The following is an 11,813-nucleotide window of genomic DNA, read 5'->3' as shown; positions in this document are numbered from 1 at the left end:
TTTTAGGCCTTTAGTTATGGATTTTTACGTTTATATTCTTCAATCCGAGCTTGACGGCTCCTTTTATGTGGGTGTTTCCAGCGATCCAGAGGATAGATTGGCTAAGCACAACCGTCCTCATAAAGGATATACGGCTGGAAAAAGGCCTTGGAAAATTGTTTATTTAGAAGCCTATCCAACAAAAAAAGAAGCCTTGAGGAGGGAGCTTGAAATCAAACGCCAAAAATCTTCTGTGTTCATAAGGGGTCTTATTTCTTCACCCGGTTCGGCTGGTTAGCATGCCTGTCCCGATTCATCGGGAAGGTCGCGGGTTCGAGTCCCGTCCGTTCCGCAAAGCCTCAGAAATTCTGGGGCTTTTTTATTTTGGTTTGGGAATGCTATAGCGAAGGTTCATTACATGTTAGCATTCATTTTTTTTGACATTTTTACCAATGGGTTTTTCTCTAGCTCAGATTCCTTATCTTTGTTTCTTTCAAAAACCAATAAAATGGTATTAGAATTCGAAAAACCCATTGCTGACTTAGAGCAGAAATTGCAAGAAATGAAGGACTTGGCTAAGGGTAGAAATATCGATTTAAGTTCCGATATTGAGTCCTTGGAAGAAAAGATCCAAAATTTGAAAAAGGAAACCTTCGAAAATTTGACGCGTTGGCAACGTGTTCAACTTTCTCGGCATGCCGATCGTCCTTACGCCCTCGACTATATTTATGAAATCACCAATGATTTCATTGAGTTACATGGTGACCGAAGTGTCAAAGATGATAAGGCTATGATTGGAGGCTTAGGGGATGTTGACGGTCGTACGGTGATGTTTATTGGCCAGCAAAAAGGACGAAATACCAAACAACGTCAAGAACGAAATTTTGGCATGGCTAATCCGGAGGGTTATAGAAAAGCCCTTCGATTGATGAAAATGGCTGAAAAATTTGGTAAGCCCATAGTAACCCTGATTGATACTCCGGGAGCCTTTCCAGGCCTAGAGGCAGAAGAGCGTGGACAAGGGGAGGCAATTGCACGGAATCTCAAGGAGATGTTTATGCTTAAGGTTCCCGTGATTTGTATCATTATTGGTGAAGGTGCCTCAGGAGGTGCATTGGGAATAGCTATTGGTGATCGGGTCTTCATGCTTGAGAATACCTGGTATTCAGTGATCTCACCTGAATCCTGTTCTTCTATCCTTTGGAGATCTTGGGATTACAAAGAGCAAGCAGCAGAAGCGCTAAAGCTTACGGCTACTGATATGAAAAAGAATGGCTTGATTGATGGAATTATTCCAGAACCTCTGGGAGGCGCCCATAAAGATTTAAAAACTATGGCTCAAACCGTAAAAGAATCAATTCTTGGCGCGCTGAAAGAACTTGATAAAATCAAACCTGAAAAGCGAATCGAGCAACGAATCGATAAATTCTGTTCGATGGGTGTAGTGGTGGAATAAATCCCTAAATCTGAATCGATATTTATAAAATCCAAAGCAATCTTATTGAAGGTTGCTTTTGGTTTTTTTAGCTAAAAACCCCAATTCAAAAAATGGAATTATATACAGTCAATACCGGATTTTTTAAACTTGATGGAGGTGCCATGTTTGGAGTGGTGCCGAAAGTACTTTGGTCACGAACAAATCCTGCAGATGAAAACAATCTTTGTACTTGGGCAATGCGGTCCTTGCTTGTAGTCGAGGGCAATCGAGTAGTTTTGATTGATAATGGGATTGGAGATAAGCAAGACGCTAAATTCTTCTCTCATTATTATCTGCATGGAGAGGATTCGCTTGATAAGTCACTCAAAAAGCTCGGAGTTCCTTATCATCAAATTACCGATAATTTTCTGACGCATCTTCATTTTGATCATTGTGGTGGGGGCGTAAAATATGGTTCTCATGGGCAGTATGAGATGACTTTTCCTCGAGCGACTTATTGGTCAAATCAGGATCATTGGAAATGGGCAACTCAGCCCAATCCCCGGGAAAAAGCATCTTTTTTGGAAGAGAACATCTTGCCTATGCAGGAGCTAAATCAGTTGGATTATGTGGATTTAGAAAGCAAGCAACTCTTTCCAGGTTTTGATTTCATTACTGTGGATGGGCATACAGACAAACAAATGCTTCCCAAATTGAGCTACAAAGGAAGAACCATTGTCTTTGTAGCGGATTTGTTGCCTTCGATTGCGCATATTCCGATTCCTTATGTCATGGGCTATGATACCCGTCCGCTATTAACGATGGATGAAAAAGCAAAATTCTTAGAGGAAGCCGTGGATAATGATTATATCCTTTTCTTTGAGCATGACCCGGTGAATGAATGCTGCACGTTGAAGCGAACAGAAAAGGGAGTTCGGGTAGATCAAACATTCCGCTTGGATGAAATCTAATTTAAAAATAGGAATTGCTCTTTCGGGAGGCGGGGTCAGAGGAATCTCACATCTGGGAGTTCTGCAAGGCTTAAATGAAGCTGGGATCTTCCCGACGCAAGTAAGTGGAGCCTCTGCAGGTGCGATTGCTGGAGCTATGTATTGCCATGGCTATTCGCCTTCTGAAATTTTAAAAATAATCGTAGATACCAATTACTTTAAATTTCTTCGGCCTGCAATTTCTTGGAAAGGTATCTTGAAAATGAGCAGCATTGAGGGATTATTTAAGACGTATTTGCCTCACAATGATTTCTCTCAATTAAAAATTCCACTCAGTGTTACGGCTACGGATATCAAAAAAGGGAAAGCTGTTTATTTTTCTGAAGGAGAGTTGATTGGACCTGTGATGGCTTCCAGTTGTATTCCGGGAATGTTTGAGCCGATTGTTCTTGGAAATAAATACTTGGTAGACGGAGGGGTTTTAAATAATCTTCCCGTCGAACCTTTAGATGGGACCTGTGATTATGTGATTGGGGTCAATTGCAATCATTTGCCGGAGGAGAGTGATATCAAAAATATGCGTAGGCTAATTGAGCGTTCGGTCATTATGACCATGAATTATAATGTCTACAGTCGGAAATCTCAATGCGATTTTTTCATTGAAGCTCCCGGTCTGGGCAAATATGGAGTTTTCGATATTAAAAAAGCCTCAGAGTTATTTCGAGCCGGATACGAAGAAACCATGCGCTATATTGATCAAAATCCTGCAATTTTGGAGTTAAAGAATACAAACAAAAAATCCCTAAACTCATGATGAAATTTCTTTCCAAAATTGTCTTTTGGGTAACAGGTTGGAGTTTGAATGCAAACTGGCCAAAAGGTGTGAAGAAGGCCGTTTTGATCGCGATTCCCCACACTTCTAATTGGGATTTATTATATGCGAGAGCTGCTTTTTTTCTGATGGATATTCCTGTCAAATACACCATTAAAAAAGAAATCATGGTCGGTCCATTAGGATGGTTGCTAAAAGGATTGGGTGGGATTGCCATTGATCGAAAAAGAATCCCGGGGGGTAAAAAACAAACTTATACCGAGGCGATGACTACCATGCTGAAAGAATCGGATGACCTAGTCATCATGGTAACACCTGAAGGAACCCGAAGTGCTGTGAAAAAATGGAAAACAGGTTTCTACCATGTTGCCATGGGAGCAGAGGTGCCCGTAGTAGTGGGTTATTTGGATTACAAAAAGAAAGAAGCAGGAATAGGCCCAGTTATCTATCCCAATGGAGATATTGATGGACAGATTGAAGAATTAAAAGCTTTTGGAAGAACTGTCACTCCAAAACACCCTGAAAAAGGAGTTTTATAATGGTTAATGATTTTGAATCAAGAGGTTGAGGTAATCTTTTAAAATTCGAAACTCAGCATCATCCACTTTCCCGTCCGACCATATTTTTTGAATTAAGTCATAAAGTCCCGCATATTCTTTCATTATTTTTTCATTTCCTTCTTTTTCTAGGAAAGATTTGAGTTTATATACTTCTTGGTCATTAATGTCTCCACTGGATAGGATTCCTTGAAACATCCCATTAATGAATATTTGATCTGGTCTGTTGATTTGTTCGTCGCTCCCGATTTCTTCTAAAAATAGATTTAAAGAATTTTCTATTTCATCTAATTCTTCCGAAGTCATTTTTCCTGCATAAATGATGGGTTTGATTCGATCATGTAGGTGTTGAAAGGGTTCATAACTGCAAAGGGGTTCATAGTTGCTACACCAGGATTTTATGGCAGCAAATTCATTTCGGGTAATCACTCCATCCAATGAGACACCATAAATCAAACCTGCAAGTTCTTTAGCAGCATTTTGATAATGAGGGTTATTGGGTTTTTCCATGGCTTTTTGGGTTTATGATATAAGATACGATGTATTTCTAAAAAATGCTTACTCTCATTAGCATATTTCTACTACGAAAATTGATAGAAAAATAAGAGAGAACTTATCGATTCTTTTTAAGATCATAAAAATCAGTCATACAGTTCAAATCGGGATTTTCGAAATAATGGGCTAAAAAAAATCAAAACCCGAAGCAACCTTTTCTCCATAGATTTCATCTTCTGATTGTCTAGAAAGGAAATGTCCGATTTTGTACAAAAACGTTTCTTTTCGGACACTTTTAAAATGAAAAACTTCCTTTAAAAGTGATTTACCCTCCTTTTTGCCTTTGGCATATTCTATGAGCTATTTTACAAAAACAATCCCACTATGAAACGAAACACTATCTCCGCCCTGATTTTATTCCTGTTTTTCCTTGGCCTATCCGCCAATGCGCAGGAAGTAGAAACTCGATCTCCTGGAACTTTCACGAAAGTTGAGTCTGGTGGAAGTTGGGATGTCTATATTTCATTTGGAAACCGAAATGAAGTTGAAATTGAAGCTGAAAATGTAGATTTGGATAAAGTCCTTACAGAAGTAGAAAATGGGACTTTGAAGCTTAAGCTTAAAAAAGGGAACTATAGAAATGTAAAGCTTAAGTTTTATGTTACGATGCAAGAATTACAGGGTATCGGCTGTTCCGGTTCAGGGACGGTCCGAGTTGAGGAAGACGTCCGAACAGATCAATTGAGTTTGGGAGTTTCAGGATCTGGATCTATAATTTTTGAAAATGTGTACGCAGAAATGATCTCTGCAGGTATCAGTGGCTCAGCAGACATTCAAATAGAAGGTGGAGAGGTTGATCGCCTTAAAATAGGTCAGTCAGGATCAGGAGATTTTAAGGGAATGGAGCTACAAGCAAAATCTGTGGATGTCGGAAAATCCGGATCAGGTGAAACTTTTATTACTGCTCTGGAGGATTTGAAAGTGGGGGCTTCTGGATCTGGAAATGTGTATTACAAGGGGAACCCAGATAAAAATGTTGCCGTCTCAGGTTCCGCAAAAGTCATCAAGAAATAAACTAAACCAGCACCTTGAATAGGTATACCGGTCAATAATAAGTTGACCGGTATTTTTTTATTCCAGATATCGATTGATGACTTTGAATTCATTCATGACCCGATAGGCAGCTCTGGTAATATCGGACTGAAAGCTAGGAGAATTAAAATCAAAATTGGCCGCAGTATATCCTTGCCAAATGGTATTCCCACGCTTTGAATCAATTACATAAATCACCAACATGCCGTTGTTTTCTTTGTATTTGATTTGATTATAAGTTTCTCCTTTTTCTCGTTCTTCTTCTTCTTCGGTTTCATCCTCTTCATCTTCTCTTACTCCTGCTCCAGTACGCTTGAGCCAATAGTCAAATTCAGGCTGGACATAGCCTCGGTATCGAACTGAGTCCATGAATAGCTTATAGCTTACTAGCATATCCGGTTTTTCTTCTTTTTCGCGAAAACCTTGAGATCCCAATCGTGCGCCAATGGTTGAGTTTAAAACAGGGGAAATTAACATGGTGTCGGTTTCTGTAGGCTCTATAAAGGCAAAGGTTTTATACCGCTTGAAATTCCCTTGATAGTTGTAATCGTATTCAGTTACATAATCCTTTTGAGTGAAACAGGAGGATAATGTCAGTAAAATGAAGAAAGACAGCAAGGAGTGGTTTCGCATGACTTAATTCAGGTTAGTTTGATGGTTTTTGAAGTAACTATAAGAATACCTTATAGGTTTAAGTTTCTGATGATGAGCTTGGTAAAAGTTAAAAAAGGCTTTTCAATTTTTGAACATCTAGAAATCTTTTCTTTGAAATTGAATTTTTGAAGGTATAAATTCCTTCTTCTGACTGGAGGCTTCACTATTCTCAAAATTCATTTATGATTTCTTTTGAAAAACAGGTTGCAGAAATAAAAAATTGTCGGCTTTGTGAAAAGCATCTTCCATTAGGTCCCAGACCTGTCTTTTCAATTCACCCCGAAAGTAAAATCTTGGTAGTTGGCCAAGCTCCGGGGACAAGAGTACATGCCACAGGGATTCCATGGAATGATCCTTCAGGTGAAGAATTAAGACGATGGCTAGATGTAGATCGGGAGACTTTTTATGATCCAAGTCTTTTTGGGATTATGCCTATGGGATTTTGTTATCCCGGAAGGGGGAAGGGTGGGGATTTGCCTCCTCGCCCGGAGTGTGCTCCCCAATGGCATGAATTATTAAATAAGTGGATGCCAAATATTCAATTGGTGCTTTTGATTGGAGCCTATGCACAAACTTACTATTTGGGAAAAGAAAGAAAGCGGAATTTGACAGCGACGGTGAAGAGTTTTCAGGAATACCTTCCGGATTTTCTACCCTTGGTTCATCCCTCTCCTCGCAATCGAAGATGGATGAAAACAAATCCCTGGTTTGAGGATGAGGTAGTTCCTTTCTTACAAATGAAAGTCAAGGAGATTCTTGAAAAGTAGCATAGGGATTTGCAGAAAAGTTTATAGGCAACTTTTTACTCCATCCTCAATCGAAGTCGGTTTCCAGTTAAAGGTCTTTTCAAACTTGCTGCTGTCCAGACAATAATCTTGGTCCAATTGGTACTGTAACTCTCTGATCTCTTTTAGAGCTGGTACAAAAAAGCCTAAGATCCAGATAGTCCAGCCTGGAAGTACCTTTAGCTTTTTATCCAAAGAAAGTTGTCGGTTTAGAATATCTACTATTTCTTCTCCAGACGGGTAAGAAGAATCTGTTGGTAAATTCCAGGTCTGATTCCAGCTATCGCCCTGCAAAGCAAGAAAAGCAGTAGCTTTTGCGGCATCCGGTATATAGGTGAAAGAATGACGTTTTGCGCCGTTGTAGAGCCATTGAGGGCTTTTTCCGGATTTCATTTTTTCTATTACCAGTTCATTAAGAAAGCTGTTTTTTGCATTGGGACCATAAAAGTCTGCGGACCGGGTAACGATTGCTTTGATATTCTCTTCTGCTACTTCTCGCCAAAGCATCTGAAGAATTTCCATCCGAACGCGTCCTTTTTTACTACTGGGATTTAGCGGTGTATTCTCGGTCAAGTGACTACTTGAGGAAGGATCGCAGGCGTACATATTGTCAAAAAACACCAATTTACTGCTATGAGTAATACAGGCATCCAGTGTATTCCGCATAATTTTGGGCCATTCTTCCTGCCACGATTTGGTATTGTATGTCACGCCTGCAAGAAGAAATACTATATCTGCACCTTCACAGGCATTTTCTACATTCAGGGGATCTAGCAAATTTCCTTTGACCAGTTGATCTGAACCATTTACTTTTTTTGGATTTCTGCTGAATTGGACAATCTCCCAGCCTTTTTGATGCAACTCCTTAGAAACAATTTGTGCAATGTTTCCATTTGCTCCAAGAATTACTGCTTTCTTCATCTTGCTGAGGTGTTATAAATCAATTTAAAATTTCTTTTTGGGATAGTTGAAATAGGACCTAGAGTCCTGCCAAATCCCACTTTTTAATGGTGTCCTGTATTAATTTTAAAACTTTCGCATTGACTTTTTCAAAGTATTCTTTTGCCTGCTCCTCATCAAAATTAGGGTAGCCTTGTCCTTCCTGATACAACCCAATGGAGGACGGAAAGGGTACTGCAGACCAAGTGCCTTGCTTGGGGTAGGCAGTGGCTTGGTTAGGGTTATAGCGTTCCTTATGAACCAAAGTTGGATCGATGGCTTGGATATAAGCGGTTTCATTCAATCCGGCATGCCCTCCATCTTCTTTAAAAACTTCTAAAGTTACATCCGAGGCATAACTCCACCAGTTTATAACTAATGTTCTGACTCCCAAATCATTGGCTACTTCTCCGGCGATTTTTTGGAGGACAGCAGTTTGTCCACCTCCATGTCCGTTTAGAATGATGATATTTTTGAATCCATTTCGGGCAAGACCCTTCAAAATGTCACGGATAAAGGGTCCGTAGACTTCTTCCGTGATTTGAAAAGCTCCGGGATAATTGGCCATGGAACCGGTAATTCCATAGTTCAGGGTTGGTGCAATCATGGCATTCAAATCATCTGCGATGTCCATCGCCATGGCATGAGGAGCGGTGTTGTCGGCGCCATTGTTGATGACTCCGTGAGGTTCCAAAGTTCCGGTAGGCAAAAGAACAGTTTGGATTTTTTCAGGAACAAACTCTGCAAATTCCATCCAATTTATCCGATCCATTTCGCGGGTACTTGGGTTCTGTGCATGGACTAATGAAAGAATCAAAAAGAATGAAAGGAATAGAGCAAAGGATTTCATAGGGATTGGTTTTTACGATTTAGATTCAAAATCCGATAATTTCTTCAAGAACAAAAATCTGTCAGTTCTCAGAACTGAATTTTATATACACTAAAGGGTTGAAGTTGGGGGCAATGAAGAAGCTCCTGATGCTCAAATTCCTCCAAAAACCACATTCCGATTTTCTCCATTACACGTCGGGAGGCAGTATTGGCAGAAGATGCATAAGAGTATACTTCTTGTAGTCCAATTTTTTTCGCATAATCAAGACATGCAGCAGCACCTTCGGAAGCCAATCCCTGATTCCAGAATTTTTTATCAAACCTCCATCCGATATCCACACAAGGAGTAAAACTGGCAGGAAAGTTCTTTCTATTCAGACCAAGAGTACCAACCAATTCTCCAGTCTGTAAATAGTCCACAGCAAAATAGCAAAAGCCTTCTTTTTCAAAGACTTGATTCATCTGATCCATTTTGGCTTTGCTTTCTTCTCTTGCTAGTAATTTTTCAAAAAAATGCATGATTTCGGGATCGGCATTTATCCTGGCAAAGGTGTCTAGATCCGAATCGGTCCAAGTTCTAAAGCCCAATCTTGCGCTGGTAAAAAGGTAACCTTCCATTTATTCCAATTCAGAGAAAAGTGAATCCATATTTAATCTTCTGGTATACATGTTTAGATTTCCATTCGGGTCTTTTGGCCACAACTCCTTGGATCTATCCCAATATAATTCAACCCCATTTTGATCAGGATCATCCAAATAGATAGCTTCTGAAACACCATGATCAGCTGCTCCAGTCAGTGGATATCCGCTTTCAAGAATTCGCTTGGTAATAGCTGTTAAATCCTTTCGGCTAGGAAATAAAATAGCCGTATGAAAGAGCCCTGGGTAATGGTTGGGGGCTGGGCTGCTTCCTTTACTTTGCCAGGTATTTAATCCAATATGATGATGATATCCTCCAGCAGAAATAAAAGCAGCATCTCGGCCGTACCGCATGGTCAATTCAAACCCTAACAATCCACAATAGAATTCAAGACTTTTTTCTAAATCACTGACTTTTAAATGGACATGTCCAATTTTGGTAGCCGAAGGTATTTTATAGTTTTCCATGGGCTTAGAAACAATTACCAGTTTGGTTTGATTCCGGGTGCAAATGGAAATCGTAGACTCTTGTAATATTCTAAGTCACCAGTAGGTTTTTCGATATCATCCGGGAAAGGCCGATTAGAAAAGGTCTGGAAATACAATAAGCAAGCATTTCTCCACCATTCTGCTTCTTGGGTTTGGATAGCGAGTAATTGAGAGACTTGGGAAAACTGCTCTACATCAATAAAACCTTCTAGAGAATCCCAGTCTTGTTTTATTTTTCGAGCGGATTTAACGCCTAAATCGTAATGCAGTCCGATTTCTTCCCATAAAGTTCTTCCTGATTTGAGTTTAAAATCCCAAGGAACATGATGGAACCATAAAAGGAATTTTTCGGGGATCTGATTAGGGTCGGACCATTCAGATGCAATTTCAGGAGCATACTGACCCAAAGCATTACTTCCTGATGTGGTGCGATCAAAACCAATACCCTCCGAATCAGCTCTATGATAATAAACAGATGTCCAGTCTGCTCTTCCTCCTTCTACCCAAGGGCCAGGACCATAGTGATGGCTTCTTCCCATCAAATGATGAAGTCCTAATGGTGTCATGTAATTGACGGCTGCTTCATGGGATTGAAGCATAATGGAAGAGATTTTTCTTTGAACTTCTGATTGTTGACCGAAAGTCAAGTCAATCCATTCTTTAGCGATTTCGGATGATTTCAGGTAAGGATCCCAAGCTAATTTCCCAAAGGCATACCAATTGGCTTGTCCAAACAAATGTCCCGTCCAATTTCCATCCGTTCCGATATTGGAGACGCCAGCCATCAAGGTAAGTTTCTTATTGGTTGCAGATCCGTCTATAATTGCTGCCACTGTAGAATTGGAAGAAGGTCTGTAAGTTTTGCTTTGCAAAATTTCCTCCCACATGGGACTCAAAAAGACCAGTTGGGTAGCCTGTCCTAGGTACTCTTGGGTTATCTGAAATTCCATTCCCAAGTTGGTTTTTCCCACCGCTCCAAAAAGTGGGTGGAAGGGTTCCCGAGGTTGAAAGTCTATGGCTCCATTTTTTACTTGGATAATGACGTTATCCATAAATTTTCCATCCAAAGGTTCGAATTCCAAATTGGCTTGCTTATGCCGGTCTTCATCGATTTCATGTGAATAAACAAAAGCTCTCCATATCACAATCCCACCATGAGGAGCAAGGGCTTGGGCTAGCATATTGGCCCCTTCCGCATGATTTCGTCCATATTCATGTGGGCCAGGCTGACCTTCGGAATTCGCCTTTACCAAGAATCCTCCAAAATCAGGGATTTCTTTGTAGATCATATCTACTCGTTCTTTCCAGAATTTTTTGACTTCCGGATCAAGCGGATCTGCAGTCTCTAAATTCCCCATTTCGATGGGTGCTGAAAATCGTGCAGTCAAGAAAACCTGTATCCCATAGGGCCTAAATAGATCCGCGAGGACTTTTACTTTTTCAATAAAATCTTCCCGTAAAACCCACGCATTGGCATTGACATTGGTTAAGGATACAGCATTGATCCCTAGACTAGCATTGGCTCTAGCATAATCAATATAGCGCGGGTCTATGTAACCCGGTAAACGATGCCAATCCCAGATTGAAAACCCGGCATAACCCCGTTCTACTGTTCGGTCCAAATTATCCCAATGATTTAACATCCGAAGGCTGATTTTGGGGCTGTCGGATTTCTCAGAACTCGAATCAAATGTTCCTGTTTGGATACTTCTTAAAAAATCAAAAACACCATAAAGAACTCCTTTAGAGGTATTTCCTATGATAGCATAATGAGATTCTCCATTATGAATTAATGAACCCCGCCAATACCCCTCCTCTCCTAAGTCTTTGATTTTAGCCTGATGGTCAAGTCCTAAAAACTGAGAAAGTTCAGACCGTGTTCCTATCCATAAACGGCCCTGTTGATTCAAATTTTTGAATTCAGGATCTTCATTAAAAAACCCTTTGCTAGCTAATTCCAATTCTTGTTGGATCACGTCGTAGGTGGAGTTTTCACCAAAGAAGTAAATTCCTTCAAAAAGTTTTTCAGCTTCTTCTTTGACAGAGAGTTTTTCGATTGGTTGGTAGTCCAGCCAAAGTTTATACCCATCCTTGGCAAAAATTGGAGAGACAAGAATGTTGAGTAACAAGAATAGTACAAATCGATTTTTCATA

14 protein-coding genes are annotated in these 11,813 nt (G+C 40.1%); 7 read left to right on the top strand and 7 right to left on the bottom strand.

From position 1 onward, the window contains the following. The 5 genes from HWE15_RS05580 to HWE15_RS05560 all read left to right on the top strand — a co-directional run. Window positions 1-277 (top strand): GIY-YIG nuclease family protein (locus tag HWE15_RS05580; RefSeq protein ID WP_367203808.1); only part of this gene is annotated, 277 nt, incomplete at its 5' end. 210 nt (window positions 278-487) lie between these two features. After that, a complete protein-coding gene (locus tag HWE15_RS05575; protein ID WP_290506521.1) occupies window positions 488-1,435 on the top strand; it encodes an acetyl-CoA carboxylase carboxyltransferase subunit alpha in 948 nt (315 codons plus the stop codon). A 92-nt stretch (window positions 1,436-1,527) separates the two neighbouring features. Further along, window positions 1,528-2,367 carry an MBL fold metallo-hydrolase gene (locus HWE15_RS05570; RefSeq protein WP_290506520.1) on the top strand — a complete coding sequence of 280 codons (840 nt, stop codon included), beginning with the start codon at window positions 1,528-1,530 and terminating at the stop codon, window positions 2,365-2,367. Further along, the gene (locus tag HWE15_RS05565) at window positions 2,357-3,160 is read left to right on the top strand and encodes a patatin-like phospholipase family protein (protein WP_290506519.1); all 804 of its coding nucleotides are present in this window, start codon (window positions 2,357-2,359) and stop codon (window positions 3,158-3,160) included. Before HWE15_RS05570 ends, HWE15_RS05565 begins: the two co-directional genes overlap by 11 nt. Beyond that, a complete protein-coding gene (locus HWE15_RS05560; RefSeq protein ID WP_290506518.1) occupies window positions 3,157-3,717 on the top strand; it encodes a 1-acyl-sn-glycerol-3-phosphate acyltransferase in 561 nt (186 codons plus the stop codon). Before HWE15_RS05565 ends, HWE15_RS05560 begins: the two co-directional genes overlap by 4 nt. A 3-nt stretch (window positions 3,718-3,720) precedes the next feature. Here HWE15_RS05560 and HWE15_RS05555 read toward each other — a convergent pair whose 3' ends face one another. After that, entirely contained in the window at window positions 3,721-4,245 is a 525-nt protein-coding gene (locus HWE15_RS05555) for a hypothetical protein (RefSeq protein WP_290506517.1), read from the bottom strand. 369 nt (window positions 4,246-4,614) lie between these two features. On the opposite strand from HWE15_RS05555, the gene HWE15_RS05550 reads away from it, so the two are divergent. Further along, entirely contained in the window at window positions 4,615-5,304 is a 690-nt protein-coding gene (locus HWE15_RS05550; protein WP_290506516.1) for a head GIN domain-containing protein, read from the top strand. 57 nt (window positions 5,305-5,361) lie between these two features. Here HWE15_RS05550 and HWE15_RS05545 read toward each other — a convergent pair whose 3' ends face one another. After that, on the bottom strand, window positions 5,362-5,955 hold the full coding sequence (locus HWE15_RS05545; RefSeq protein ID WP_290506515.1) for a DUF4136 domain-containing protein: 594 nt from the start codon (window positions 5,953-5,955) through the stop codon (window positions 5,362-5,364). A 203-nt stretch (window positions 5,956-6,158) separates the two neighbouring features. Between HWE15_RS05545 and HWE15_RS05540 the strand changes: the two genes are divergently transcribed. Next, window positions 6,159-6,743 carry a uracil-DNA glycosylase family protein gene (locus tag HWE15_RS05540; RefSeq protein ID WP_290506514.1) on the top strand — a complete coding sequence of 195 codons (585 nt, stop codon included), beginning with the start codon at window positions 6,159-6,161 and terminating at the stop codon, window positions 6,741-6,743. A 21-nt stretch (window positions 6,744-6,764) separates the two neighbouring features. Here HWE15_RS05540 and HWE15_RS05535 read toward each other — a convergent pair whose 3' ends face one another. From HWE15_RS05535 to HWE15_RS05515, 5 genes are all read right to left on the bottom strand, one after another. Then, window positions 6,765-7,682, bottom strand: coding sequence for an NAD-dependent epimerase/dehydratase family protein (locus HWE15_RS05535; protein WP_290506513.1), 918 nt, complete (start codon window positions 7,680-7,682; stop codon window positions 6,765-6,767). 58 nt (window positions 7,683-7,740) lie between these two features. Beyond that, entirely contained in the window at window positions 7,741-8,550 is an 810-nt protein-coding gene (locus tag HWE15_RS05530) for a creatininase family protein (RefSeq protein ID WP_290506512.1), read from the bottom strand. 68 nt (window positions 8,551-8,618) lie between these two features. Next, the gene (locus tag HWE15_RS05525) at window positions 8,619-9,149 is read right to left on the bottom strand and encodes a GNAT family N-acetyltransferase (RefSeq protein ID WP_290506511.1); all 531 of its coding nucleotides are present in this window, start codon (window positions 9,147-9,149) and stop codon (window positions 8,619-8,621) included. Beyond that, window positions 9,150-9,638: a VOC family protein gene (locus HWE15_RS05520; RefSeq protein WP_290506510.1), complete on the bottom strand. Its 489-nt coding sequence runs from the start codon at window positions 9,636-9,638 to the stop codon at window positions 9,150-9,152. A 14-nt stretch (window positions 9,639-9,652) separates the two neighbouring features. Beyond that, window positions 9,653-11,812 carry an alpha-glucuronidase family glycosyl hydrolase gene (locus HWE15_RS05515; protein ID WP_290506509.1) on the bottom strand — a complete coding sequence of 720 codons (2,160 nt, stop codon included), beginning with the start codon at window positions 11,810-11,812 and terminating at the stop codon, window positions 9,653-9,655. Between the last annotated feature and the right edge of the window lies 1 nt (window position 11,813).

The organism is Algoriphagus sp. (genome assembly GCF_013373065.1).
Classification (GTDB): domain Bacteria; phylum Bacteroidota; class Bacteroidia; order Cytophagales; family Cyclobacteriaceae; genus Algoriphagus.
Note: the sequence above shows the minus strand (reverse complement) of the source record. Positions and strands in the feature narration are given on the sequence as shown.

What these genes read in the sequence shown, in the direction of transcription:
- HWE15_RS05575 (WP_290506521.1), top strand. Translation starts at nt 488, where the DNA reads ATGGTATTAGAATTCGAAAAACCCATTGCTGACTTAGAGCAGAAATTG.
- HWE15_RS05570 (WP_290506520.1), top strand. Translation starts at nt 1,528, where the DNA reads ATGGAATTATATACAGTCAATACCGGATTTTTTAAACTTGATGGAGGT.
- HWE15_RS05565 (WP_290506519.1), top strand. Translation starts at nt 2,357, where the DNA reads ATGAAATCTAATTTAAAAATAGGAATTGCTCTTTCGGGAGGCGGGGTC.
- HWE15_RS05560 (WP_290506518.1), top strand. Translation starts at nt 3,157, where the DNA reads ATGATGAAATTTCTTTCCAAAATTGTCTTTTGGGTAACAGGTTGGAGT.
- HWE15_RS05555 (WP_290506517.1), bottom strand. Translation starts at nt 4,245, where the DNA reads ATGGAAAAACCCAATAACCCTCATTATCAAAATGCTGCTAAAGAACTT.
- HWE15_RS05550 (WP_290506516.1), top strand. Translation starts at nt 4,615, where the DNA reads ATGAAACGAAACACTATCTCCGCCCTGATTTTATTCCTGTTTTTCCTT.
- HWE15_RS05545 (WP_290506515.1), bottom strand. Translation starts at nt 5,955, where the DNA reads ATGCGAAACCACTCCTTGCTGTCTTTCTTCATTTTACTGACATTATCC.
- HWE15_RS05540 (WP_290506514.1), top strand. Translation starts at nt 6,159, where the DNA reads ATGATTTCTTTTGAAAAACAGGTTGCAGAAATAAAAAATTGTCGGCTT.
- HWE15_RS05535 (WP_290506513.1), bottom strand. Translation starts at nt 7,682, where the DNA reads ATGAAGAAAGCAGTAATTCTTGGAGCAAATGGAAACATTGCACAAATT.
- HWE15_RS05530 (WP_290506512.1), bottom strand. Translation starts at nt 8,550, where the DNA reads ATGAAATCCTTTGCTCTATTCCTTTCATTCTTTTTGATTCTTTCATTA.
- HWE15_RS05525 (WP_290506511.1), bottom strand. Translation starts at nt 9,149, where the DNA reads ATGGAAGGTTACCTTTTTACCAGCGCAAGATTGGGCTTTAGAACTTGG.
- HWE15_RS05520 (WP_290506510.1), bottom strand. Translation starts at nt 9,638, where the DNA reads ATGGAAAACTATAAAATACCTTCGGCTACCAAAATTGGACATGTCCAT.
- HWE15_RS05515 (WP_290506509.1), bottom strand. Translation starts at nt 11,812, where the DNA reads ATGAAAAATCGATTTGTACTATTCTTGTTACTCAACATTCTTGTCTCT.